General features: G+C 39.1%; 21 protein-coding genes. 13 read left to right on the plus strand and 8 right to left on the minus strand.

The window, feature by feature from the left end:
• Positions 1 to 54 precede the first annotated feature (54 nt).
• From AEA09_RS16975 to AEA09_RS16995, 5 genes are all read left to right on the plus strand, one after another.
• Positions 55 to 1,776, plus strand: coding sequence for an ABC transporter ATP-binding protein (locus AEA09_RS16975; RefSeq protein ID WP_053585139.1), 1,722 nt, complete (start codon positions 55 to 57; stop codon positions 1,774 to 1,776).
• The gene (locus tag AEA09_RS16980; RefSeq protein ID WP_053585140.1) at positions 1,776 to 3,605 is read left to right on the plus strand and encodes an ABC transporter ATP-binding protein; all 1,830 of its coding nucleotides are present in this window, start codon (positions 1,776 to 1,778) and stop codon (positions 3,603 to 3,605) included. The genes AEA09_RS16975 and AEA09_RS16980 overlap by 1 nt, the downstream gene beginning before the upstream one ends.
• A gap of 77 nt (positions 3,606 to 3,682) precedes the next feature.
• Positions 3,683 to 4,552, plus strand: a complete 870-nt coding sequence (locus AEA09_RS16985; protein ID WP_245622897.1) for a GNAT family N-acetyltransferase — start codon at positions 3,683 to 3,685, stop codon at positions 4,550 to 4,552.
• Positions 4,553 to 5,204: 652 nt separating this feature from the next.
• Positions 5,205 to 5,591 (plus strand): response regulator, encoded by a 387-nt coding sequence (locus tag AEA09_RS16990; RefSeq protein ID WP_053585142.1) that lies wholly within the window; start codon positions 5,205 to 5,207, stop codon positions 5,589 to 5,591.
• Complete coding sequence (locus AEA09_RS16995; RefSeq protein ID WP_053585143.1) at positions 5,584 to 6,483, plus strand: cyclic di-GMP-binding domain-containing protein, MshE-related; 900 nt, start codon at positions 5,584 to 5,586, stop codon at positions 6,481 to 6,483. The genes AEA09_RS16990 and AEA09_RS16995 overlap by 8 nt, the downstream gene beginning before the upstream one ends.
• 189 nt (positions 6,484 to 6,672) lie before the next feature.
• On the opposite strand, the gene helD is transcribed toward AEA09_RS16995, so the two are convergent.
• Positions 6,673 to 8,901 (minus strand): RNA polymerase recycling motor HelD, encoded by a 2,229-nt coding sequence (gene helD / locus AEA09_RS17000; protein WP_053585144.1) that lies wholly within the window; start codon positions 8,899 to 8,901, stop codon positions 6,673 to 6,675.
• A 205-nt stretch (positions 8,902 to 9,106) separates the two neighbouring features.
• Between helD and AEA09_RS17005 the strand changes: the two genes are divergently transcribed.
• A complete protein-coding gene (locus AEA09_RS17005; protein ID WP_053585145.1) occupies positions 9,107 to 9,826 on the plus strand; it encodes a glycerophosphodiester phosphodiesterase in 720 nt (239 codons plus the stop codon).
• 32 nt (positions 9,827 to 9,858) lie between these two features.
• Here AEA09_RS17005 and AEA09_RS17010 read toward each other — a convergent pair whose 3' ends face one another.
• Positions 9,859 to 10,881: a DUF2804 domain-containing protein gene (locus tag AEA09_RS17010; RefSeq protein ID WP_053585146.1), complete on the minus strand. Its 1,023-nt coding sequence runs from the start codon at positions 10,879 to 10,881 to the stop codon at positions 9,859 to 9,861.
• A gap of 234 nt (positions 10,882 to 11,115) precedes the next feature.
• Between AEA09_RS17010 and AEA09_RS17015 the strand changes: the two genes are divergently transcribed.
• Positions 11,116 to 11,613 (plus strand): amidase domain-containing protein, encoded by a 498-nt coding sequence (locus tag AEA09_RS17015; protein WP_053585147.1) that lies wholly within the window; start codon positions 11,116 to 11,118, stop codon positions 11,611 to 11,613.
• 102 nt (positions 11,614 to 11,715) lie between these two features.
• Positions 11,716 to 12,288: a nitroreductase family protein gene (locus tag AEA09_RS17020; protein ID WP_053585148.1), complete on the plus strand. Its 573-nt coding sequence runs from the start codon at positions 11,716 to 11,718 to the stop codon at positions 12,286 to 12,288.
• Between the two features lie 46 nt (positions 12,289 to 12,334).
• On the opposite strand, the gene AEA09_RS17025 is transcribed toward AEA09_RS17020, so the two are convergent.
• Positions 12,335 to 13,717 carry a dipeptidase gene (locus tag AEA09_RS17025; protein WP_053585149.1) on the minus strand — a complete coding sequence of 461 codons (1,383 nt, stop codon included), beginning with the start codon at positions 13,715 to 13,717 and terminating at the stop codon, positions 12,335 to 12,337.
• Positions 13,718 to 13,932: 215 nt separating this feature from the next.
• Between AEA09_RS17025 and AEA09_RS17030 the strand changes: the two genes are divergently transcribed.
• Entirely contained in the window at positions 13,933 to 14,481 is a 549-nt protein-coding gene (locus AEA09_RS17030) for an RNA polymerase sigma factor (RefSeq protein WP_053585150.1), read from the plus strand.
• Between the two features lie 539 nt (positions 14,482 to 15,020).
• Here the strand turns inward: AEA09_RS17030 and AEA09_RS17035 are convergent.
• The 5 genes from AEA09_RS17035 to AEA09_RS17055 all read right to left on the minus strand — a co-directional run bounded on the left by AEA09_RS17035 (position 15,021) and on the right by AEA09_RS17055 (position 19,242).
• A complete protein-coding gene (locus AEA09_RS17035) occupies positions 15,021 to 15,461 on the minus strand; it encodes a MarR family winged helix-turn-helix transcriptional regulator (protein WP_053585151.1) in 441 nt (146 codons plus the stop codon).
• Between the two features lie 22 nt (positions 15,462 to 15,483).
• A complete protein-coding gene (spx, locus tag AEA09_RS17040; RefSeq protein ID WP_053585152.1) occupies positions 15,484 to 15,888 on the minus strand; it encodes a transcriptional regulator Spx in 405 nt (134 codons plus the stop codon).
• 356 nt (positions 15,889 to 16,244) lie between these two features.
• Positions 16,245 to 17,810, minus strand: a complete 1,566-nt coding sequence (locus AEA09_RS17045) for an ABC-F family ATP-binding cassette domain-containing protein (protein WP_053585153.1) — start codon at positions 17,808 to 17,810, stop codon at positions 16,245 to 16,247.
• A gap of 89 nt (positions 17,811 to 17,899) precedes the next feature.
• On the minus strand, positions 17,900 to 18,085 hold the full coding sequence (locus AEA09_RS17050) for an SE1832 family protein (RefSeq protein WP_053585154.1): 186 nt from the start codon (positions 18,083 to 18,085) through the stop codon (positions 17,900 to 17,902).
• A 110-nt stretch (positions 18,086 to 18,195) separates the two neighbouring features.
• Positions 18,196 to 19,242 carry a PseG/SpsG family protein gene (locus AEA09_RS17055; protein WP_053585155.1) on the minus strand — a complete coding sequence of 349 codons (1,047 nt, stop codon included), beginning with the start codon at positions 19,240 to 19,242 and terminating at the stop codon, positions 18,196 to 18,198.
• A gap of 122 nt (positions 19,243 to 19,364) precedes the next feature.
• On the opposite strand from AEA09_RS17055, the gene AEA09_RS17060 reads away from it, so the two are divergent.
• The 4 genes from AEA09_RS17060 (at position 19,365) to AEA09_RS17075 (ending at position 26,049) form a co-directional block, all read left to right on the plus strand.
• Positions 19,365 to 20,213, plus strand: coding sequence for an oxidoreductase (locus tag AEA09_RS17060; protein ID WP_053585156.1), 849 nt, complete (start codon positions 19,365 to 19,367; stop codon positions 20,211 to 20,213).
• Positions 20,214 to 20,822: 609 nt separating this feature from the next.
• Entirely contained in the window at positions 20,823 to 21,377 is a 555-nt protein-coding gene (locus AEA09_RS17065) for an NADPH-dependent FMN reductase (RefSeq protein ID WP_053585157.1), read from the plus strand.
• Between the two features lie 120 nt (positions 21,378 to 21,497).
• Positions 21,498 to 25,286 carry a DEAD/DEAH box helicase gene (locus AEA09_RS17070; protein ID WP_053585158.1) on the plus strand — a complete coding sequence of 1,263 codons (3,789 nt, stop codon included), beginning with the start codon at positions 21,498 to 21,500 and terminating at the stop codon, positions 25,284 to 25,286.
• A gap of 1 nt (position 25,287) precedes the next feature.
• Positions 25,288 to 26,049 carry a hypothetical protein gene (locus AEA09_RS17075; RefSeq protein WP_053585159.1) on the plus strand — a complete coding sequence of 254 codons (762 nt, stop codon included), beginning with the start codon at positions 25,288 to 25,290 and terminating at the stop codon, positions 26,047 to 26,049.
• Positions 26,050 to 26,265: the final 216 nt, after the last annotated feature.

Genomic DNA, 26,265 nt, shown 5'->3' on the forward strand with positions numbered 1-26,265 from the left:
TTGTGTGCGAGCGAAAATAAGAAATAGTTTTCATAAAGTAAGGTGGGAGAATAAGTGAAAGTTGTTTTTTCGTATGTAAAGTCATATAAATGGCCTGTGTTTTTTGCATTGTTTTTAATGCTAGTTGAATTGTTCGTTGAATTAATTCAGCCGCTTATAATGGCCAAAATTATTGATGAGGGCATACAAGCACAAGATCATCAGTTGATTGTGCAGTGGGGGACAGTGTTGCTTCTATTATCTTTTGTTGCTTTTTTGTCGGGCGTCGCAAATTCATATTTTTCTTCGCATACGGCTCAAAGTTTTGCTTTTGATTTGCGGAATGCGTTGTTTGAAAAGATTCAATCTTTTACACTCGCTACCTTTCAAAAGTTTCCTGCCGCGTCACTAATTACACGCTTAACGAATGATGTTTCACAAGTGCAGACAGTACTTTTTATGAGTTTACGTATTATGCTACGTGCACCGCTTGCTGTGATGGGCAGTATTATTATGGCTTTTTTCGTAAATGCAAAGCTCGCACTGTTTTTAGTTATTGGTGCACCTATTGTCGTCATTTTTCTCGTATCTATGGTAGTCAAAGGTGTCGCATACTTTAGCAAGGTACAGCATCGTGTAGATCGATTAAATCGAGTGTTACAGGAAAATTTACAGGCAATCCGACTGGTGAAAGCCTATTTACGAGGTACGTATGAGGCATCGAGATTTGAGAAGGTTGCTGGGCAGTTGAAAATTGATACTGTGAAAGCGCTACGCACGATGGAATATATTATGCCGGTTCTTTTATTCATCATGAATATGAGCTTATTGGCTGTGCTTTGGTTTGGTACGAAGCAAATTGCTGAGGGTACGACACCACTGGGAGATGTCGTTGCTATTGTGAACTATGCGATGCGAATAACGGGTTCGTTTTCAATGTTTGCCTTCATTATTATTTTTTATGCCCGGGCGAATGCATCAGCAGAGCGCATGGCAGAGGTGCTTGCTGTAGACAATGAAGTCGAGATGATTTCTTCATCAGTAGGTGCTACTGATAAAGTAAAATATGGAGAAGTATTGTTTGAAAATGTGAGTTTCAAGTATCCAGGGACAGATACCCCTGTCTTACAGAATATAAGTTTCCATGTGAAGGCAGGAGAAAAGCTAGCCATTATGGGCGCAACAGGTGCTGGGAAATCGACATTATTACAGCTGATTCCCCGTTTTTATGATATAACAGCCGGACGGATTTTGATTGAGGGACAAGATGTTAAAGAGTGGGATACACAGCGATTACGTGAAGTGATTGGCTATGTGCCACAGCAATCGCTATTGTTTACTGGAAGTATTGCTGATAATGTTCGCTGGGGTGATGTAGAGGCAGAAATGGATGCAGTGCTGCAAGCAACAATACAGGCGCAAATTCATGCATCTGTTGAGGATTTCCCACGTGGTTATGACACGAGAGTCGGGCAAAAGGGCGTCAATTTATCAGGTGGGCAAAAACAGCGCTTGTCGATTGCACGTGCGCTTCTTCGAAAAGCTCATATTTTAATGATGGATGACAGTACAAGTGCATTAGATGTAGATACAGAGCAAGCATTATGGAAGGATTTAGAGAGTGAAAAGGCAACGATGCTTGTCGTGACACAAAAAATTCGAACGGCAAAAGAGGCCGATCAAATTTTATTAATTGATGCAGGAAAAGTCGTTGCATACGGCACACACGACGAGTTGGTGAAGTCTTCCGCTCTGTATAAAAGAATCGCTATCTCACAGCAGGAGGTGGAGCAATAATGGCGTTTTTCCAAAAACCTTTTGGCTATGAGCCGATTTTATCCAAAGACGATTTGAAGCAAGCGGTGCAGAAAAAGAAGGGACCGCGTGCATCCAACTGGAAAAGTACACTTGGCCGTATCTGGAGAATTGTTGATGAACAAAGAGGACTATTAGTAATTGTGTTATTGATGGTGATGGCGAGCTCTGCCTTAGCGTTGATTGGTCCATATTTAATTGGCAAAATGATTGATACATTTGTCATGAACGGAAATCTTGAAGGCTTAGGGAAAATGATTACAATGCTCGTTGGTATTTATGCGGTTCTAGCAGTAACGCTATTTTTACAAAATTACTGGATGATTGGTATTGCACAGCAAACGATTTATCGATTAAGGACGAGCGTTTTTTCACATTTACAAAAGCTTCCCGTGTCATTTTTTGATCGCCGTCAGCATGGCGAATTGATGAGCAGGGTGACAAATGATATTGAAGCAGTAAGTTCAACATTAAATAGTTCATTTATTCAGGTGTTCTCGAGTGTCTTAACATTAGGCGGCACACTCATTATCATGCTGTCATTGAGTCCGCTGCTAACATTGCTTACAATGACGATTATTCCTACGATGTTTTTAGCAATGCGTTGGATTACACGACGTACGGGCCCACTTTTTAAAGAGCAACAGGCAGCAATGGGGGCACTTAATGGCATGATTGAGGAAACGATTTCAGGGCAGCGTATCGTTAAGGCTTTCTCGCAGGAAGAACGCGTAATAGCTGAATTCCGTGAAAAAAGTTTGCGTTTAAAAAGGACTGGTTTTTGGGCGCAAACGTATTCTGGCTTTATCCCTAAAGTGATGAACTTTTTAAATAATATGAGCTTTACAATCGTGGCTGGTATAGGTGGTCTGTTAGCACTTTACGGCCATGTATCAATTGGGGTAATTGTGATTTTTACAGAATATGCAAGGCAGTTTACACGTCCATTGAATGATTTAGCGAATCAGTTTAACACGGTGCTATCAGCAATTGCTGGTGCCGAACGAGTTTTTGTTTTACTAGATGAACAGCCGGAAGTAGAGATGGTTGCTGCGAATCATCACAAACTTCGGGGGAAAGTAGACTTCAATCATGTGTATTTTAAATACGAGCAAGGTGAAGAAGCCTATACATTAAAAGATGTTCATTTTTCGGTTGAACCTGGACAAACAGTGGCATTAGTAGGCCCGACTGGTGCAGGGAAAACGACGATTTTACAGCTTATTGCTAGATTTTATGATGTAGAAAAAGGTGAAGTGCTGTTTGATGGTGTGAATGTACAACAAATTGACCGTGAGGCATTACGATCGCAAATGGCATTCGTGTTACAAGATCCATTTTTATTTGAAGCAACGGTTCGTGAAAATATTCGTTATGGTCGTTTAAATGCGAGTGATATAGAAATTGAAGAAGCCGCTAAGCGGGCAAATGCGCATGACTTTATTATGAAGCTAAAAGATGGTTATGACACAGTGCTAGCAGCAGATGGAAGGGAAATTTCGCAGGGACAGAAGCAATTGTTGTCTATTGCACGTGCATTTATTGCAGATCCTAAAATCTTATTGTTAGATGAGGCAACGAGTAGCATTGATACGGTCACAGAACTAGAAATTCAAGAGGCACTGGATACGTTAATGCAAGGACGTACCAGCTTTGTCATTGCACATCGCTTGAATACGGTCCGGAATGCGGATATAGTGCTTGTTATGCAAAAGGGTGAGCTAGTCGAAGTAGGTTTGCAGCAGGATTTAATCGAAGCTGGCGGTATTTATGCTAAAATGCTTAGTTCATCCTCACGTTTTATGGAATAAGTAAATTACAAAAAATTCAAAATAATTATGCTAAATGTGCTATAATAGTGTAATAATATTGAAGAAGAACGAGGTAGATGATGAATATTTCAGTGATTACGGTGTCTTTCCCGTTAGACGAGGAAACACTAAAAGAAGTACGTGAGCTGTGCGAAGAAGCAACGAAACATGATTATCGTGTATATGAAACGATTATGAATGTGCCGGTAGCGGGCTCTTTTGATTCGAAGGGCTTCATGGTGCTTGCTTATGACGATGATCAAGATCAGGTCGTAGGCGCAGCGAGTGCGATAGATTTAATGGGTTTGCAGACGTATGAATGGTCACTAGTTGTCGCGCCGATGTATCGTCGAATCGGTATTGGATCGGCTTTAGTCGAGGTGTTACAGGCAGGGCTAGTGGAGCGTGGTGCGGAAGGGCAACTGGCTTTAGTTGTTGAAGGTGCACCTTTTGGTCAAACGTTTATTGAACGTAGTGGCTATACGTATAGTTTTTCAGAGGCGACGTTAGAAACAAAGGCAGAGCCGGTAGAGTTGCGTGACGATATTCAAATAGAGAGATACGCAGGTGAGAAGGAGCAGCTTATTGCGATATACAGCGGAGCATTTGGTGATTTGCCGGAGGAATCGGAGGAGCTGATTGTTTTCAATACGTCACATGAAGGACGTAAGTTGTGGGTGGCACGTAAAGACGGAGAGATTGTAGGAACAGTGACAACAGCCGAGGAAGGCGATGTGCATTGGGTAACTGCGTTAGCGGTTCATCCGACGCATGAAGGGCAAGGAATTGGCACCGCTTTACTGTCGTATTCAAAAGACTTTGCTAGCCGATCCGGAGCAAAATACGTCATGCTCGATGTTGAGATTGAGAATAGTAAGGCACTTTCTGTATATGAAAAAGCCGGCTTTATGAAAGCCCAACAAATCGATTACTATGTAAAAAAATAATGTTAAGAGCTGTGTCAAAAGTAAAAGAATATACTTTGGCACAGCTCTTTCTTTTGAAAACGTGTAATTTAAGTGCCTCCACCTTAGTCATAAATAGTGTAGCCAACCATACATTGTTAGTATGCTTGATGAAAGGAGTCGATTGGATGCGTATCCCTGCATTGAATAAAAAGGAGTCTCCTAAGAAGAATGAGCAAAGTTCGTGGTGGAAGGTTGTAAAAGTGTTTTTTGCGAAAGAGAAATTTTATCGTTTACCTCCACGAAAATAAGTAAGCTTACTGTCATTATTCATTTTTAATTTCCCAAGAGGGTTCCTTTTACAGTGCAAAACTGTGAGAGGGACTCTTTTTGAATGTTTTTTAATTTGCGGCGAGCTAGGTGGCACTACTCCCAAATGCTACGCTTTCGGTTACCTTTGCTAGAAAAAAAGAGTGCTTTACTTTAAGTAAATTAGATATTGAGATAAAGCTCATGGAATGGAAAGCAACTGTCCATAGTGGAATGCGCGGTTAATTACAGGTTTGAAAAGAGCTATAATTCACTATATTTTTTGGTTTTTTCTGAAAATATAAAGGAGATATTATTAGGTCTGTAGAACTATTAAAGTGTTAGGGTATTTTTACATAATTAAAAGAATAAGGAGTTGGGAAAATTGGGAAATAATTTAAGTGTTTTAATTTGTGATGATTCGATTTTAATTCGAAAAAAGTTAAGAAGTACATTGGAAAAATGTAAATGTAAAGAAATTTTAGAAGCGGTAAATGGGGATGTTGCTGTAGAGCTAGTGAAAGTCCAAAACCCAGATTTAATATTTATGGATATTGTGATGCCTGAAAAAGATGGAATCGAAGCATTGAAAGAGATTATGGAATTTAATCCGGACGCTAAAGTTGTAATGGCTTCATCAGTGGGGACAAATGATCGTCTTAAAGAGGCTCTTGGCTATGGGGCATATGATTTTATCCAAAAACCTCTTTCTTTTGAAGCGATTGCTAATATAATCGAAAAAGTAATAAAGGAGGACAAAGTGGATGTTTAGTAAATATTTCGGCCATTATCTATTAAATCGCGAATTACTAACGAGAGAACAATTAATGGATGCATTAGAGTTTCAGAAATCTGTTCATGTGAAGTTTGGCGTTATCGCTGTCGATGAAGAGTATATGACGCCATTACAAGTAGAAGAAGTACATGAAAAACAAAAACAAATGGATAAACGCTTTGGTGAAATCGCTGTAGACCTAGGTTATTTAACAAATGAGCAAGTAGAAGCTCTTATTTCCAATCAAAAACAAGGTCATTTATTTTTAGCTCAAGCACTTGTCGATCGTGAATATATGACGATTGAACAATTTGGGGCAGCTTTAAGAGATTATAAAATAGAAAATAGCCTCTCAGATGAACAATTTGATGCAATACGAAACGGAAGTATTGAACTATTAGTTGAAAATATTCTTGGTATAGAAGACGAGGAGAAGAACTCAAAGTACGGACAGTATCTTTCTCTTTTTGCAAAAAATATGATTCGCTTTATCGATGATCAAGTATATTTTGAAATTGATACGCTTGAAAATCCTCAATCAGAAAACTGGGTAGTCCGTCAGGTAATTGTAGGAGAAGCGCCACTTTTTACAGCCATCGGTGCTAATGAAGAAGCATTCCTTCATATAGCCTCAATTTATGCGGAGGAGGAACTTACTGAAGTAGATGACCTTGCTGAAGACGCTGTCAGTGAATTTTTAAACTTGCATAACGGCATATATTTAGTGAATATGTCCAATTGGGGAACAGAACTTACTATGAACCCTCAAGAAGTGGTGAAAAATGCAACGGTTTCAGGAGATGTTTTCCTAGTATCAGTAAATACTTCAAAGGGTTCTTTCCAATTAATTCTTTCGGACAAACCTGAAAATATTTTAATTGCTCAATAAACGAATTGCTATTATTAATGCTTTAGTAAACATGAAATGAAAATAACCTGCTTTTGAATTGAATTAGTATTTTGAGACACGCACATAGAACACCTTTGATTATTTGTATGGATACGCTACATACCCTAGTCGAAGGTGTTTTATGAGTTTAGCCTTAGATAAATCTGGACGTTCATTCGAAATATATAATTATTCTTCAAGTAAAAAAGTCTTTTTTGAGGGACCGACTAAATAGAGCTCATGCATCGCACGTGTTAAAGCAACATATAGTAGCTTTCGGTCAATTTTTGTATCGAAAAATGGTGTATCAAAAGCTGCCACGATGACAGCATCGAATTCAAGCCCTTTTGCCAAATGACTAGGTAAGACAAGCAGTACTTGCTGATTAATCGACTCATCCTCGGTTAAGAGCTGTACGGGAATGTTATTTTCGAGTAGCATCCGTTGCATGTTTTTTGCATCTGCTGTGGTTTTACAAATGAGTGCCACCGACTGATGACCATTTGTGCGAATCGCATCAAAGATAGATCCGATTTGTTTGGCGTCTAAGGTATCAGCCTGCACAAAGGTAGGGGCATTCCCATGACGTACTACTGGCTCAACTAGCGGAAGTTGTTCGTCCATTTGCGCCAAAATAGTATTGGCAACCTCCATAATTTCAATTGTTGTTCGATAGCTTTTTTGTAGCGTACGGAAACTCGCACGTGGGAATAAATCCTGCACAGGCTCCCAAGCAGTGAGTGATCGATAGCTGTGTATGCCTTGCGCCAAATCGCCTACCATTGTAAACATATCTGTTTCCAGACCAGTTTTTAATGCGGCAAGCTGGAATAAACTATAGTCCTGCACCTCATCTATAAATACAACCCGCATTTTCCACTCGTCTGAAATGCCTTTAATACGCGCATGTAAATAGTAGAGTGCAGCCAAATCTTCTAATGCCCAATGTTCCTTTGCATGTACCTCTAAAAATTGTTGCTGTTCGATATAATGCCATTCAGGTGTAAGTTCTTCTAATAGTTCTCTGCGCGTTAAAAATGCACGGTATAGGGTCTTAATATTATATTTTGTGAAGCGGCGCATGTAGACCGTAGCGGTAGATTTTGCTTCCTTCTCAATAGCTGGAATACGTTCATCTCGCTCATCGATAAATTTTGTCACGATACGGCGTCTCTTGTCATCATCACGAATACCATTTAATGCCTTGCCTAGTGCCTCATCATATTTGGCGTTGAGCACATTTAACACGGCCTGTTTCTTCTGACGGACATGACTAGCTAGTACCTTTTTAATATGTGCGAGTCGTTTTTCAATTGGCATGTAAGAGAACTCATATAAAAACAGTTTCTTTAAATGTGAGGCACGCATAATCAAATACTTTTCAATAAATACATCCTCGAATTGTTCAGCAATTTCTTGCTCTATTTTTTGAAGATAACGTTCCATCACATCCCGGTAATAAAGCGAGCCTTTTGCTTCAGAAATCCAAGCTGTAGGGAGATCTGTGCCACCCGCCACTATGGCCTCAAGTTGCTCATTTGGGTTCCGTAATTTGAGCTTTAGCTTCGTCGCGGCCATTACATAGTCGGCAAAGGTTGTTTGGCAAATCTTATCGACACCGAGCTCTGGTAAAACGTCACCAATATAATCAATAAACAATTTATTCGGTGCTAAAATCATGAGCTGCTCGGGATTGAAGTTTTCACCCATTGTATATAAAAAATACGAAATACGGTGGAGGGCAATCGTCGTTTTACCACTACCGGCAGCGCCTTGAACGATAATCGGCTGACGTAAATGTGCACGAATAATTTCATTTTGCTCTTTTTGAATGGTGGAGACAATTTCAGTTAAACGAACGTCTGCCTTACCTTCAAGTGCTTCTTGCAGTAACTCATCATTTGTCGTCAAATCGATGTCTCGAATATCGAGCAATTCACCGTCTTCGATTTTATACTGACGCTTAGCGAATAAATGCCCTTTATGTGTTTCACCACGAACATCATATTCGATGTCGCCGAGTCTCCCATCATAATAGACGTTTGCGACAGGTGAACGCCAATCGACAATAATTGGCTCATGGGTTTCACGGTGGAATAAAGATGTTTTCCCTATATATAAAAGCTCCTCAGGGTCTCCTGTTTTTTGAAAGTGGATACGGGCAAAGTAAGGTTTTTTCTGAACCGCTTCTAAACCTTCCTTTTGGTTACGTGCCATTTCAAAAAATCTGGCATTCGCTAAAATATTTAAATAGCTTAAACTAGAATCCAAATAATCAAGGTCAGCCATCGATTTACGTATGTTATCTTGGGCAGATTTTAGATCTCTTTGTGATTCATTTAAAATTTGTTGCATATAATCTTTCGTGTAAGTAAGACGCTCTTGCTCTACGTTAAAATCCGGATGCCGTGCAGTCATTTGTTGCACCTCCTATATATGTACATTTATCAATTATGTTGTGAGGAAGTTGTATGTACAGCCTCCACCGAGAATTTAGTCAGAAACAGGTTAAATAGGTTCTCATACTACTATACAAAATATTTGGCTTCAAGTGAAAGAGAAGGAAGATTTATGTTAAATATCGTTATACTATAGGGAGATATTAGAAACGGAGGCTATTCATATGGACATATTTGCACATCGAGGTATATCTGGACACTACCCTGAAAATACAGGTGCCGCTTTTTACGCAGCGTCAAAGTTGCCCATTGCAGGTATTGAGCTAGACGTGCATTTAACTGCGGATGGTGAGTTAGTCGTCATTCACGATGAAACGATAGATCGTACGTCCAATGGTACTGGATATGTCAAAGATTATACATTGCAACAGCTTCGTGCATTTGATTATGGCTCATGGTTTTCGGAGGAGTTTGCAGGCGAGAATATTCCAACGCTAGGGGAGGTATTAGAGCTCTTTGTAGGGACGCATCACGTCATTAATATAGAATTGAAAACAGATGTATTTCCTTACGAGGGTATTGAATCACTCGTAATTAAAGAAATAGCAACACATCAAATGACCGAACGTGTTATTATTTCTTCTTTTAATCATGAGTCGCTTCAAATTGTGACACAGCTTGCCCCGTATATTGAAAAAGCAGCGTTATTTGCAGAAATACTAACGGATTTTACGACATACACATCCCTTATACCGGCAAAGGCTATTCATGTTAGTTTGCCAGCAGCTTTTCGTAAATCTGTACGTAGGGCACTTGAAGAGGGAGCTGTCGTACGTGTCTACACGGTCAATGACATTGAATATGCAAAAAATTTACAGCAGATCGGCGTGCATGCGATTTTCACGGATGAGCCTGAAAAAATTGTAGCCGCATTACAAGACTAATAAAAAAGTACATCCATAAGCGGATGTACTTTTTACCATTTTGCGATATGTTCTTCAATACTGCCGAGCATTTGCTGAATGACAAGTGTTTCTCCATTATCAAGTAACACTTTGCCATCATAATAGCCGAACATTTGATGGACTTCGGATTTGATAAGCTTAGCATTAGAAGTAGCTACACGCTCGAAAAATGGTGAGAACTTCAACTCCACTTGATTAGAAAATTTCGATTTCACATACCAAGGTTGCATGAAATCCTCTCTGTCATACTCAATCAGTACATCCTCATGAATTTTCGTCATTTTGCCATCTACGAATACAGCATTTTCCGTCATTCCTGTACCATCTGTCCATTTACCGCCTAGATTTAGTCCGATACGACGTCCGCGTACTCGTTGTGATGCCATGCCCCAATTCCATGTTGCTTGTCTTGGCCATACCCCACGACCATAATCGAGTACAGCGAAGCTTTCTTCAGGTGTGAAGGTGAAGCGACGATCGCCAATTGTCACTAGGCCGGAAGTTGGAAGGATATGATGCTTTCCGGTAAATTGGAATGTTTTTCGGTTCCAAGGGATGACCACATTTAGCGACTCGTCAGCTAGTGGATGTTGAATGACAAGGTCAGCACGCAATACATCACCATCAAAGTTTGGTATAGAGACAACTAAATGTGTTTCGTTTTGAATATACGTTATATCAATGGCCATTTCGCTATTATTGAAAGTGACAGTTTCAAGTACTTGAGTAGGCATTTTAAGCTTACCGCCAAGCGGAATCGTTATTGTTTTTTCAAAATAGCGTTGAGTTTCGTACTCAAGGAAATATACGAAGCATACTGCTGCATAATCAAGGTGACTAATCGTTGCAGAGAATAATATTTCATCGCCATACACACACCAGTAATTCCATTTCTTTTTGCGCATCATATGTCCAGTTAGATTACTATTTATGAAAGGTTTACGTGCAAATCCAATGGCTGCAGGATTTAAATTACCTTTTTTATCGCATAAAAGAGTGGGCAGTAGTATTTCTTTCTCAGCATGCTGCTTCACATTTTACATTCCCTTCTTCTTTATTTATGCCTAGACCTTTCACTACACTTGCGCTAAAAATCATTTGTGACATCCTCCGGAGGCTATATCTTCAGTTCATTTCTTCTATTGTAACAAAAACAAACTTAAAAATGGAAAATATAGAGCCAAATCCTAGTGTATAAATGATTTTTTAGGTGCAGAGCACTAAATAATAGAATGTAATTAACAAACATATGATGGCATTAAGGAGGGATTGTTGCAAATACGTATAATAGGCAGGCAGCGGTGCAGTATGCAAACTTGTGGTGGAATAGACGTAATCCGGCATTTCCAAACTTTGATGTGGATTGTACGAATTATATATCACAATGTTTATTTGCGGGAGGAGCGCCGATGCGAGGAGCTCCGAGCAGAGAAAAGGGATGGTGGATACAAAGAGGGAATTGGAGTTTTAGCTGGTCGGTTGCACATTCGCTTAGATGGTATTTAGAGGGCTCAACAAGAGGATTGAAAGGGAGACGGGTCCAATCTGCTGAGGAATTAGAGCTTGGCGATGTCATTTTTTACGATTTTCAAGGGGATGGTAAAATTGATCACTCCGTAATTGTCACAAGCATACAAGATGGAATTCCGTATGTGAATGCGCATACTTCGGACAGTATCAATCGCCCATATTTTTATGAAGACTCTACCGCGTATACACCAAGCATGACGTATTATTATTATCATATCGACGATAGTTTTGCTTAGCGAGATTACAGGTATTAAAGTACGCTGTTATGTGATAATGTTGAAGAAAGATATAGTAGACATACTCAAATTTATAAAGTGATAATAGGAGGAATAACAGTAATGGATGAACAATTTTTAACTGTAAAAGATGCAATTACCCAGCGCCGTTCGATAAAAAAATTTAACGGGCAGCCTGTAGATCGAGAAGATTTACTAGAAATAATAGACGATGCAATATGGGCACCGAATCATGGTAACCGTGAGCCTTGGCGTTTAGTTGTAGCATGTGGGGGAGAATTATTTGCCCTACATGATTTACTACGCGATTTAACTATTCCGAAATGGCAGGATCTTTCAAGTGAAGATTTAGCTAAGCAAATGTCAAAATTCACATCACCAGGCGGTTATGTTTTTGTCATTGTGCCAGAAGATGCTCGTCAAAAAGAACGTTTAGAAGATTACGCTGCAGCAAGCTCAATGCTTCAAAATATGCAACTGCTAGCTTGGGATAAAGGTATTGGTTCATGCTGGAAAACACCTGGGTTCCTAGATAATCCTAAGTTCCGTGAAGCATTAAAGGTGCAACCAGGTGAGCGTGTCATTTCAATGCTACAAGTAGGTTATTTTGATGAGCTACCAAAAGCAAAAGAACGTAAAACAACAGCTGATATCGTGACGATTTTCGGCGAATAAAAATAAACAAATCCCCTCGCTAGCTTGTGCTGACGAGGGGATTTGTTTATTTTTGTATTTCAGCTACTTCATAAAGGTAGTCACCTAATACGCGTAAACCTTTGTCGAAGTTCTCTAGATGGAAGTGCTCGTTTGGCGCATGGAAGTTTTCGCTTGATAAGCCGAAGCCCATTAACACAACTGGTAAATCTAAAATTTCATCGAATGCAGCAACGATTGGAATCGAACCGCCACCACGAGTATAAGCTGTTGGCACATTGTACACTTTTTCGTAAGAACGGCCAGCTGCTTGAATGAAAGGGTGGTCAAATGGTGTTAAGTACGGACGCCCTTTATCGAATTCAGAAATGGTCACTTCTACGCCGATAGGTTTGTGTTTTTCAATGTGTGCTTTCAGTAATGCTACGATTTCTTCGGGTTCTTGGTTTGGGACTAAACGGCAAGTGATTTTTGCACCAGCTTCAGCAGGAAGTACCGTTTTAATCCCTTCGCCTGAGAATCCACCAAAGACTCCGTTTACTTCTAATGTAGGGCGAGCCCAAGTTTGTTCTAAATATGAGTAGCCAGCCTCGCCGAATAATTCCTTCACGCCGACTTCTTCTTTCACATCATTCTCATTAAAGCCTAATGCTTTGTAAGCTTCACGTTCCTCAGCTGTTAAAGGCAGTACTTTGTCGTAGAAGCCTTCTACTTGAATTGTGCCATGCTCATCACGGAATGAAGCTAAAATTTCAGCTAGTGCATGGATAGCATTTTGTACGCCACCACCATAGAGTCCAGAGTGTAGATCACCTTTAGCTCCGCGTACATCAATTTGAAGGCCAGTTAAGCCGCGTAAGCCGTAGCACACAGCTGGTTTACCAGGAGCATACAAACCTGTATCAGAAATTAAAATTAAATCAGCTGCTAACTTTTCTTTATGTTCTTCCACAAAAGCAGGTAGGTTTGGACTGCCAATTTCCTCTTCGCCTTCATAAATGAATTTAACATTCACTGGTAGTGTCCCTGTAGTAGCAAATAAAGCCTCAATCATTTTTAAATGCATGAATACTTGCCCTTTATCGTCACTTGCACCACGCGCAAATAATTTGTTGTCACGGATGGTTGGGTTAAACGGTTCAGTTTCCCATAAGTGGAGAGGGTCTACTGGTTGTACATCATAGTGACCGTAGAAAAGAATTGTTGGTTGGCCTTCAGCATGCAACCAATCTGCGTAGACTACAGGATGTCCATTCGTTTGCGTAATAGAAATGTTTTCTAAGTTTAATTTTTCGAATGCACTCGCTAGCCATTTTGCTGCCTCTTGCATGTCCTCCTTGTGTTCAGACAAGGAGCTTATGCTCGGAATACGTAAAAATTCATTTAATTCGTTTAAATGTGCCTCTCGATGACTTGTGAAGTAAGCGTCTAATGCTTGTAAATGCGTCATAATAATATCTCTCCTCAAATGTTTCAATAATTAGATAATAGAAATTATAGCATAAAGTAGGGCAGGGACAGCACTGAAGACCTATCGAATATTACAAGTAAAGACAACTAAGCTTACATCAATGTAATGAAATTGAAAGCCAATGCGATAGAGTGTAAGACTTTATTTTGCGAGAATGGGTATAGAAGCAATAACAAGAAGCGGAGGAATACACTATGAATAAAAAATTAGAAAGCGTTTATGAAGAATATAACCGTTACATCTATCATTTATGTCTAAAACTAACTCGCAATAATACAGAAGCGGAAGATCTAATGCAAGAAGTTTGGGTGAAAGTTGTACGTTATGAAGATAGCGTTGCTGAAGTAGAACATATTAAAGCTTGGTTAACAACAATTACAATGAATACGTTTAGAGATCGTTATCGCAAAAAAGTTCGTCGTAGTAAGTACATGATTAACCAACCTGAAACTTTAGACGTGCCGATCTTAGATTTGGTTCCCAATAATGATATTTCTACAGAAGAAAAAATTGAAAAAGAGGTTGTCACGAAATTAGTGCAGGAGAAAATGGGGCAATTAGATGCGATTTATCAAAAGACTTTATGGTATTTTTACATCGACCAATATTCACTTGCTGAAATTTCTTCCCTCATGAAGGTATCTATCGGCACAGTAAAATCTCGATTATTCCGTGCGAAAGCGCGTTTGAAAGAAATGCTAATGGCTGACGTGTCAGTAGTGGAAGCAGTGCTACCAGCGTAAGTATGATCGTATTGGTCGTACATATATAATTACTTAGCCAGAAGTATTCATACGACTAATCAAAAAAGGTACGCCGCAAATTAAGATTTGTGACGTGCCTTTTTTAAAAGATAAAAAAGTATAAGTTTTTACTCTATATGAGCAAAAGTACATCCTGAAAATACCCAATCTATTTTATAGGTGTTCATCACCATAACTAGGAGTTGATTTCCGTTCCGGCTGGGCGCTTTCCGGGGGGCGTCCGATGAGCCGCTTCACTCGCAGGCTCGCTTCAGGGTCTCATCTAGGACGCTGATCCCCCAGGAGTCGCCCAGCCTCCACTTCAATCAAATAGCACTTTAAAATTAATATCTCTTAAAAAGTATTACTTATATTTTAAAACAGGAGCATGACTTCCTTAATGGCTAGTAGTTGCATGGAGCGGAAAGCAACTACTTTATTGGATAGGAATAAATGTTTGTGCATTTGCTCATTGTGAGTTTTTAGAATATCTACGCATTCGCGCTAGTTGATTTTTGTGCGAATGCGCTTTACTTATGTTAGCGGTTAGGATTAGGGTCGAGTAAACATTTTGCGAAAATATCACGTAACGTTTGTACTTCTTCAGCTGAGAGCATGCCAAACATATTGTTAATGATCTCACTAACTTGCTGACGAGCTTCTTCTAAAATTTCTTCTCCGTCTGGTGTGATCTTGAGTTGGAATGCCCGGCGATCAGTTACATGCTGCGTTTTTTCGATAAAGCCAGCATTAATGAGCTTCGTTGTTAAGACAGTGACACCACCAGTTGTTACTTTTAAGCGATCTGCAATAGCAGAAGGGCGCTTTGGTCCCTCCTGCGATAAATAGTCTAAAATTAAAATATGGGATTTTGAAAAGCCGAGTACATTATGATTATTCCACTCGTTTGCCCATTTTCGCTCAATTGAAGATACAACTTCAAACAACGAGGTAATGGCTTTTTGTTTTTCTTGATCCATATATGTCATCTCCAAAACTGTTTTAGCTTTCTTGCGCCAATCTAGTCATTGCGTTTAATTCGTACGCACGCACTTTACGTGGAATAAAACGGCGAATGTCCATTTCATTGTATCCAACTTGAATACGTTTTTCATCTACTAAAATGGGGCTACGTAACATCCTTGGATGAGCTTGAATAATGGCATATAATTCTTGAATAGAAAGCTGGTCAATATCAATGTTTAGATTTTTAAAGTCATTAGAATTTGTAGCAATGATTTCATCTGTACCATCTTCCGTCATACTTAAAATTTCTTTAAATTCAGCTAATGTTAATGGATGTGATGTAATACGTTTTTCTTTGTAGTCAATGTTATTTTCTTTTAACCATTTTAATGCTTTTCTGGATGAAGAACAGCTTGCTTGTGAGTAAATCGTTACTGTCATTCTTCATTCCTCGCTTTCTTTTTTAGATTATATGAATAGCTTATTGTTAGTTAGTTTATACATATATCTTATAGGTAAGATATATGTAAATCAATAGTTTTTAAAAATTTTCTTAAAAATTCTCCTGAAAAATTTTCGAAGCTACTATTTTTTGAATATATATAAAATATACGCTTGAAAGACCGAAAAGTTTCATTAATTCAGCTTACAATGATGTAAGTTAAGAGTTTTATTAGAAATTTTTATAAATGGACATGATAGTTTTCAATATAGTGAGGGAGATAGCATAGTTATCGGAATATAAAAAAACACCATAAGCTTCATTTATCATAGAAGCTTATGGTGAATCATTTAATTTAGTTTTGTTGACCTGTAGTAAACCAATCTTGAACGTCCCATACTTTTGTAGCTAGTCCATCATAAAATTCAGGTTCATGGCTAACAAGGATAATTGTACCTTTGAATTCCTTCATAGCACGTTTTAATTCCTCTTTGGCGTCAACGTCTAAGTGATTTGTAGGTTCGTCAAATAGTAACCAGTTCGTTTCGTCCATCATCAGTTTGCATAGACGAACTTTTGCTTGCTCGCCCCCTGATAGGGAATTGAGTGGACGTGTAATATGATCCGTTTTTAAGCCTGCACGTGCTAGAGCAGCACGAACCTGCGCTTGCTCCATTGAAGGGAAGGCATTCCATACATCATCAATCGGTGTGATTTTATCAGCCTTTACTTCTTGTTCGAAGTAAGAAGGTTCTAAATAATCCCCGCGAATGACTTTTCCACCAAGTGGATTGATTTTGCCGAGCATTGTTTTCAGTAATGTGGATTTACCAACACCATTCATGCCGACTAAAGCGATTTTTTCACCGCGTTCAATCATGAAAGTAAGTGGTGGGAGTAGTGGTTTTTCTTTGTCATAACCGATGACAAGATTTTCTGCTTCAATAACATAACGGCTTGGCGTACGCGCTTCTTTAAAGCTAAACTCAGGTTTTACTGCCGTTTCAGGGCGGTCAATACGTTCCAAACGATCAAGTTGCTTAGAACGTGATTTTGCACGCCCTGTTGTAGAATAACGCGCCTTATTTTTAGCGATGAAATCCTCTTGTTTTTTTATGAAATCTTGTTGCTTTTCGTAAGCATCGATATGTTGACGTTTATTAATTTCTGCAAGTTCTAAAAACTTTTCATACGTTGCTGTATAGCGAGTTAGTTTCGAGAACTCTAATTGGAAAATAACATCTACTACGCCATTCATAAATTCTGTATCATGCGAAATTAGTAGGAACGCGTGTGGGTAGTTTTTTAAATAATTTGAAAGCCATGTAATATGTTCTTCATCAAGATAGTTTGTAGGCTCATCTAGTAATAATACTTTCGGTTTTTCAAGTAATAGCTTCGCTAGTAAAACCTTAGTACGTTGACCACCTGAAAGCGCAGCTACGTCACGATCTAAACCAATCGCATCAAGACCTAACCCGCGTGCAACCTCTTCGATTTTCATATCTAATGTATAGAAGTCACCTGCATCTAACGCATCTTGTACTTCTGCCATTTGCTCTAATAATTCTTCTAGTTCTTCAGGTGTCGCATCAGCCATTTTACCCGTAATTTCATTAAGCTCTTCTTCTTTTTTATAAAGAGTAAGGAAGGCATCACGTAATACATCACGCATTGTGCGACCAGCCGACAACACTGTATGTTGATCTAAATAGCCATAATGTGTGCCAGGTAACCACTCGACACGTCCTGTATCATGGATTGTTTGGCCCGTAATAATGCTCATCATTGTCGATTTACCAACACCGTTAGCACCAACAAGACCAATGTGATCGCCTTCTACTAAGCGGAATGAAACATCCTTAAAAAGCGTGCGGTCACCAAAAGAATGACCTAAATTTTCAACTGTTAATATTGCCATATATATATTTTCCTCCAAATGATTACCACTTATAGTGTATCTACTGTCATTATGTTTTCCGTACATTTTAATACTTGCTGCGCAATTATCTATAAAGCTGCTAATTGTTTGTTAAGTTCTGCTAATTTTGTTTCCATATTTGCAAGACGTTGTTCAGCTTGTGCCACTTGGTCATTATGACCTGTAGATTCTAGCTTCTCGATATCGCCTTGTAAATTTATATAATCCAATTTTAATTCCTTAATTTGATATTGAATTTCACTTTTTGATGGCATGATACATACTCCCTTATGTGTAAATTAGTATGACTAAAGCGATTTAACGCTGTTTGAGTGATCGTGGAAAAATTCTAATATATTGTATCATATCCACACGAAAAGAATCACTATGTTGAAGCGATATTATGACGGTCATACGCAAAATCGAGTAGCAGAGCCTCAAGCGTTTCATTATTGCTTGCTAGATTTAGCTGACGTTGCTTTCTAACAGCTCGTTCACTTCTAGCTTCATGTAAAAGAAACTCCATCACCGCATTTTGGATTTGTGATTGTTTCATTTTACGGCCAAGCCCAAGGTGAATGAAGCCATTATGCTCACGTGGGAAGGCATGTAATAGCTCTACTTCATTTTGTGCGAGTGTAATACAAGGTACACCATAAGAAGCAATTTTATATGGGGTATAGTTAGCGTTGCAAATAATCACATCGGCCTTTGGTAGTAGTTGTAGGAGTGCGTCTTTATCGCGGAGGATAGAGGTATTGCGACGACTGAGTACCATCATTTGTAGATCATCTGTTGCGTGTTGGTAGCTCTCATCGATTATTACAGTAATTTGAAGTGGAATGTGTAATTGTGTTAGATGTCGAAGTGTACGGTAGGTCAAATTATGCTCGTCCCCATCCTCAAATGCAACGACTATATGAGGCGGATTCTCTGGGCTTTTGATGTCTGGTAAAGGAGTTGAATGTTTGTATGCTGTTGGTAATGCAAAAGCGAGACTTCCACCGATGTAATGCGATGGCAAATAATCTTTTACTTCGTGATAGAGTGATAGCAAAACACAATCACAGGCTTGACCACCTTCACCAAAATCATCGAAATGAATAATAGTATTACAAAATGGGCGTAACTTAAGTACTTGCCAGGATTCCGAATTACGACCATCACGTACAATTAAATTAGGTTGTAATGCTTTCATATGTTTCTGTAGCTGGTCAAAATGGTCGAATAATATGGGTGTTAAATTTTCATTCGTTAAAATTCGAATCGTATCTTTCGAAGGCGTTTTAGCAAATATGAAAACTTTTTCGTTTGCCAGTAGTTTCGCAAGCGTCGCAACCCGTTCAAAAGGATAAAGTCCTTTTTCTATACAGCTTTCAATAATGAAAACAATCGTCTTTTGGGGTTTGATTGTTTGAAGTTCGTTATGCAAAAGTATCCCATCCTTTCATCTGTCTACTTAAATTATGGTGAAAAAAGGATAAGTATGTGTAAAAATTAATATTATCTAAAATATTGCATGATCATCTAACAAAAGTATTAGGGGGAATGGCAATGGGAATGCGTTCAGCAATTGTAGTTGGAGCCACGGGTTTAACGGGTGCGTCGCTAGTGAAACAGTTATGTGAAAATGAGGAATATATTTCAGTTACCGTTATCGCACGTCGAAAGCCAGATTTTGAGCATCCGAAATTAGAAGTGAAGATTCGTGCCTTTAATAGACTGGAGGAAAGTGATATTGAATTTGTGCATGAGCTGTATTGCTGTTTAGGTACAACAATTAAAAAAGCAGGCTCAAAGGAAGCATTTGAAAAAGTGGATTTCGAATATCCACTCAATATCGCATCGTTAGCGAAGAAGCGTGGTATTCCACACATGCTTGTTATCTCAGCTATGGGGGCTAACGAAAATTCGCCGTTTTATTATAATCGTGTGAAGGGGAAGCTCGAGCGTGATTTAATAGAGCTTAACTTACAGCGTTTATCGATTATTCGTCCTTCTTTATTGGTAGGAAATCGAGATGATTTTCGTTTTGGTGAAAAAGTGGGAGAAGCTGTTTTAAAGATAGCGAAGCCATTTTTAGTGGGGCCATTAAAACGTTCACGTGCCATTGAAGCATCGCAGGTGGCCAAGGCTATGATTGTCATCGCATTACATGGAAAGAAGCAGCCGGTGACGATTTATCCTTCGCAGGAGCTAGCGTTAATGGATTTTCCGGAAATTAAAGAAGAGAATTCGCAGGATCATTTGTTTAATTGGGATAAACGAAAATCAGGTGAAGCTATCGAAGATAAGGAAAAGTTAAACCGTGACGTTGTTATTAACCGCGACAAGTATAAAATAGAAGAAACGGTTGTAGATAAGGATGTACATTTTAAACAACGAAAGAAAGATGATGAATAGTAGGTATCAAAATAAAATATCAAATAATTTTGCTTCTTTACTATAAACAGGGGATGAAATTTGGTTCAAGAGCTTGTTGCTTGGAGTCAAGGTTGGGCGAGTATAGCTGACGGCATTCATCTTTCGCTACAGAGTAAAGCTTCCTGAGAGATTTGCGGCTCATGAGACGCCTCAGGAAAGCGCCCAACGAGGGCACTGAAAAACTCTAAAGTTGAAATTTTTCATCGTAATTATTTGTAGGAGCATTACATTTTTATTAAGGATTTAGCGCGGCGGCGTGAGACTCCTGCGGGAAAGCGAGGCAGACGAGACCCCGCACGAAGCGAAGCGCAGGAGGAGGCTCGTCGCTCGCCCGCGGAAAGCGAACGCCAGAGCGCTAAATCCTAATGATTGATTTTTATTAGAGTTTTATTGAGAGAACTACTTTTCAGTGCCCTCCGCCGTAACGAAAATTAACCCTAAATTATAGTGATGAACCAGAATTTTTGAAAACGAAGATCATTCCGTCTAAAGGCTGAATTTATGTTTTTGGCTTCTAAGCTTCTTTTCGCGCCTTCCATCATTTGTTACAATGTTATGGTAGAAAACAAAGGTGGAGGCAAATTACATATGAAAATTTTACTCGTAGATGGCACAATGTTTGGTCGTAAAACAGGTGCTATTTTAGAGCAAGTTGAGCAATACATTAAGGAATTTGATGCTAGTTTGGAATTAGAAATTATGTATTTCAGTGAATATAAGCATCAAATTGTAGATGGTTCGCCATTAAATGATGATATGCAAACAATGATTCAAAAATTTGAAGAAGCAGATGCGTATATTATTGCAACGCCGATTTTCCAAGCGTCTATTCCAGGTGTATTGAAGAATGCATTTGATTTCTTACATCCCAAAACAATGCGTTATAAACCAGTATCAATTGTTGCCAATGGGGGTACATATCAGCACCATTTAGTAGTAGAAAATCAGTTAAAACCTATTTTAGACTACTTCCGTGCTCTAGTAACACCAAACTATGTGTATACACACACATCTCATTTTGATGCAGATAATAAGATTGTAGACCAAGATGTTCACAATCGTTTACGCGAAATGGCTCGTGTTTTCGTACAATATTGCGAAATGAGCAAAACACTATCTAAAGAGACGATTGACCAACACTAATGAAAATAACCGTCCCTTGTGCAGTGGAAGTAAATCACTGTGCAGGGGATTTTTCATGCTAGTTAACGTCATAAATTATGATAAAATAGAGCTTTAGTGAATCGAAAAGGAGGGCTGCTTGTGCAGGACATTGCTTTACTAGAAAAACAACGGTGTAGCCTCATTTTGACGAATAAGGCGAAAGAAGCGATAGAGGAATGCTCTGCAAATGAGCATGCCTTTTTTACGTTACAAAAAACAATCACTGTCTATATTGAAAAAAGAAAGGCAAAAACACCTGGCGAAACGTTTTTGTCGATTTTTTTTGATGATGAGCAGAATGAAAAATTAACAGACGTACTCGCTGGAAAAACAGCCATTATGGACTGTGTTCTTAAAGTAGAGGGTTTACTCGCAACGAATATTCGCTTCGTGCATATGCGAGGGCCTGTCAGTACCAATCGTCGTTTAGCGGCAGCTTTGCAATTTGTAACCAAGCCAAATAACGGGGCTGGTATTCCACTTGATCTGCATACGAAAATACGTGAGCTTCCTATTGCCGAAGAACGTACAGAATACGTAAAGAAGAGGATTGCAAGTTGGGAAGGATATTTAAAAATCCAAGAACGCGACGCAACGATTGATGACATTCAAAGTGAATTTAAACAATTCTATTACAATGAAGATTTCACGCGTCTCACACTTATTTGCCCATATATAAAAGCGAAAGAATGGAAGCAACTTGAAGGTTTAAGTGTCAGCATTCAAGGTGTACGCGGGGAAATAGGCCAGGTGTTAAAGGCGAGTGCACAAAAGCAATCAGTGGAAATTGATTTAAAGCCTTTTGCACAGGACCAAGCACGTAAAGATCAGCTGAATCTTCGCTCAAAGCAGGCGAGTTTTAGTAACTTTGCGACACTGAGTCAAATTCGGCGCTTACGCAATGGCTTCACAAAACTTGAAAAGGGTGAGGCAGTAAATTCGAACTTAGAGACGATATTATTTGAAAAGCGTCCAACTGTTCGAACGGCAGCTTTACGTGATGATATAGAGTTTCATAATAACTTAAATGAATATCAACAAAAAGCAGTCATTGGTGCATTATCTGTTGAAGATTTATATGTTATTCAAGGTCCACCAGGTACTGGGAAAACAACGGTTATTTCGGAAATTTGTCAGCAGAATGTAAAAGCGGGTTTAAAAACACTTGTTGCCTCACAGTCAAATTTAGCAGTAGATAATGCATTAGGTCGCCTTCTATCCAATCAGGAAATCCGAATATTACGTTATGGTCGTACGGAAAGTATCGAAGAAGAAGGCAAAAAATTCATCGAAGAAAACGTTGCTCTGCATTGGCGTGAGCAAACACTTATTGCCGTTGAAGAGGAAATTGCATCTTTCACAGACCGTGAACAGGAACTGCAAGCGAGTATTGCAAAAGCAAAAGATGAATTAGCAAAACTAGAGGTATGGCTAGAAGAAATAGCGCAGGAAATCCAAGCTAAGGAACAGGCTGCCATTGATGAACCTCTTTTACAACAAGAAATTCAAGAGCTTAAAAAACAGCTTAAAGCGTCTAAAACAGAGCAACAAGAATGTGAAGTGCAAAAAGAGCATTACGAGAAACAGCTCGCTCAAATCGAACCTGTTGTGCAAGCATTCGAGAAAACACTTTCTGAAAACCCATCACTGGAACAATTACAGCTTACATTACAAGAACTAACGCAAAAAATCGAACAGTGGCAATCTGCAATTCAATATAAAGAATTACAAGAACAGAAACAGCAGATGGCCGAACAGTTCCAGGATCTTCAGCAAAATTATGAAGAAGAGAATAATCGCCTTCTACTCATGAAAGAAGCAGAAAAATACGTCGATACATTAACTACCTATGATAGAATTCAACGTTTTTTACAGCATTATATGATTCGACCATCGCATGTATTAGCGCAACAAATTGGACGATTACAGCATTTAGAAGATGCCAAGGATTTAGAGGCGTGGGCAACTATCAACACACGTTTGCAAAAAGCGATTGCTAAGCTTGAAGCATTGTTAACACCAGAAGCAAAGGAACGAGCACTGACAAAAAGCCGTCAGCAACCTGTGCAGTCATTTTCGCTACAAAATTTAAATGGTGTTTTTACCGATTTAAATGCAGCCTTCCAGGAGAACCAGCAGCCAACAACAGCGCAAATGGAACGTTTTTTATTAGGGCTTTATATGCGACGCGATTTTGTATGGCAAAAGGGTGTTGCTTTAAAAAAACAGCAAGACCACAAAGACCAAGAATTCGCAGCAATACGTCAAAATGTAGCCAGCTTATTGCACCAGGAATGTGCGATTTCAAACTTCAATGTGCAAAGTATGCATCGTCAATTACAACCATATGCTGAGCACACGACGCGCCTTCAACAATTAGCAGAAACACTGCAAACTCAATGTGGCGTAATACCTGAAGAGACAGTCGCCCAATTAAAAGGCTTTGTGTCAGAGTCACAACGTGAGATTCAAGCGACAAAGCAAAAAATACAAGTTGTTGAACAAGCCAATGCGCAACTCGTGCCAAAGCGTGCATTACTACAAACGGCACAGACTAGCTTGCAAGATGTCGAACAACAACTGGCACAGATAGAGGAAACCATAAAGGACATCAACGTGTCAGGTTTGAAAAAAGAGAAGCAACTGAAGGCAATAACAGAGCTATTACAATCGACACCAGAACGTACGCATGAAGAAGTATCAGAAGCAATTGTAGTGGCAAAGAAAGGTTTAGAAGAGCTAAGCCGTAAAGAAAAGCAATTACCTCTGCGTCAAAAATTACAAGAACAGTGGCGTGAAAAGCTACAAAATGCAACGGAATACGATTTAGATGAAATTCGTAAATTGTACGTGCGTCACGCAAATGTTATTGGGACAACTTGTGTAGCTTCTGCAAGTAAAGAGTTTATGGAAAACTATCCAACATTCGATGTCGTGATTATTGATGAGGTATCGAAGGCAACTCCACCAGAATTACTTTTACCGATGTTAAAAGGGAAGAAAATTATTTTAGTGGGCGATCATCACCAATTACCACCACTATTAGGTGACGATACGCTTGAAGAAACGTTGAAGTCAATGCTGGATGAAAATCCGAATTTTGATGGGGCGCAGGAACTGAAAAGTCTTTTACGTGAATCGTTGTTTGAGCGATTATTCAATAATTTACCGGCAACACATAAACAAATGCTGGCTATCCAGTATCGTATGCATGAAAAAATTATGAATAGTATTACGCCATTTTATGAACAAGAGGAAAGCGGTTTACGATGTGGTCTCCCGGATTCCGATGTAGCACGTGATCATTGCTTAGAAGGTCAATTTGTAAGTCGTGATGATCATTTAATGTGGATTGATATTCCGGATGAGAAGCCATACTTTGAGGAGCAAATGAAGGGCGGCACAAGCCGTTATAATGAAGGTGAACTGCAAACAATTCGCCGTATTTTAACGGATTTAAATAAAGCGGTTCTAAACGCTAAAGAAGCGGGAAGAATTCCAAAGGATGTACAAAAAAGTGTTGGGGTTATTAGTTTTTACGGGGAGCAAGTGAAGAAAATCAATCGCCTCATACAGCAGGAATTAAATTTACCGCATTTGCAGTTTAGAACAGGGACTGTTGATAAGTTTCAGGGTATGGAAATGGACGTTATTTTGGTGAGTATGGTACGTAACTCGCTAAAAGGTGGTGATATTGGCTTTGCGCGAGATTATCGACGTGTCAATGTAGCACTTTCTCGTGCGCGTGAGCTACTAATGCTCGTTGGTAGTGCAGATATGTTTGCGAAGCGAGCCAAACATCCAGATACGCGTGAAATGTATAGTAGACTGCTGACAACAGTAAAATCTTACAATGGCTTGCGCGACCATGAAGGATTGGTGAAGTAGAATGGCGAAATTACAGCAACGTTTAGAAAAGGAAATTCAGCAAAATCACCAAGTGAAGATTGTTGAACGTAACCAATGGTGTATACCGGTTCGTACAGTTGAGGTAACATACGAACCCATTCGTCGCTCTACAATGGACGTACTAATGAAAATGCTCCTTATAAGTATGCAGGAAGCGGATTTTCGTGATGCCAAGGAGCTAAGTGAATTACTACTAGTAGATCCACTTTTTATCCACGATTTAGTATCGATTATGTTGCGTGTACGCTTAATTGAAAAGGTCGATGATTATTATCGTCTAACTACAAAGGGTACGGTGCAATTAGAGCGAGGGATTTTTGAAGAAGAGTTAGATTTAAAGACGGCGAGTTTATTGTATAGTCCATGTCATGAAGCTTTTTTAAGCGGAGATCTAGAGAGCATAGAGGAATTTGATGAATTGCCACCGCTTTATCGTTATATCGATGAAGAGGCGGAGCAAAAAGATTCATTTGAAGAACATATGCTTATCGAGGCACTCACGAAAGAGGATGATGTAGAGGAAGATACATCTTCTGTCTCTCAAACAATCATTTCAAAAATTGCTTCTTCAGCTGCCACGCAAATTAATGACATTCCTTGCTTTGAATTTATTGTCTATGATAAAGCACAGGATATTTATTTTGCACGCGTGTGGAATACATTGTTAGCGCACTGGGATGAAGTGTTAGAGCAACAATTGACTGAAAAAGAGCGACTGAAATGGCGAGAGAATAATAACTAAAAAATAAGAGGCTGTTATGAAAATCGATGGACCGATTTTTATAACAGCCTTTTTATATGAATCACTTCAGGTGTATTGATTAGGGGAATATTAGGTTGTTATTTGTGTAAGAATTACTTGTTTTTTATTCAATACTAGCATTTGTCCTGCATTTTTTGTTGATTGTAGCGGAGGGTGCTCGACTCCTGCGGGAAATGCAAGCGAACCGAGACCCTG

Source organism: Lysinibacillus contaminans, from assembly GCF_001278945.1.
Taxonomy (GTDB): domain Bacteria; phylum Bacillota; class Bacilli; order Bacillales_A; family Planococcaceae; genus Lysinibacillus; species Lysinibacillus contaminans.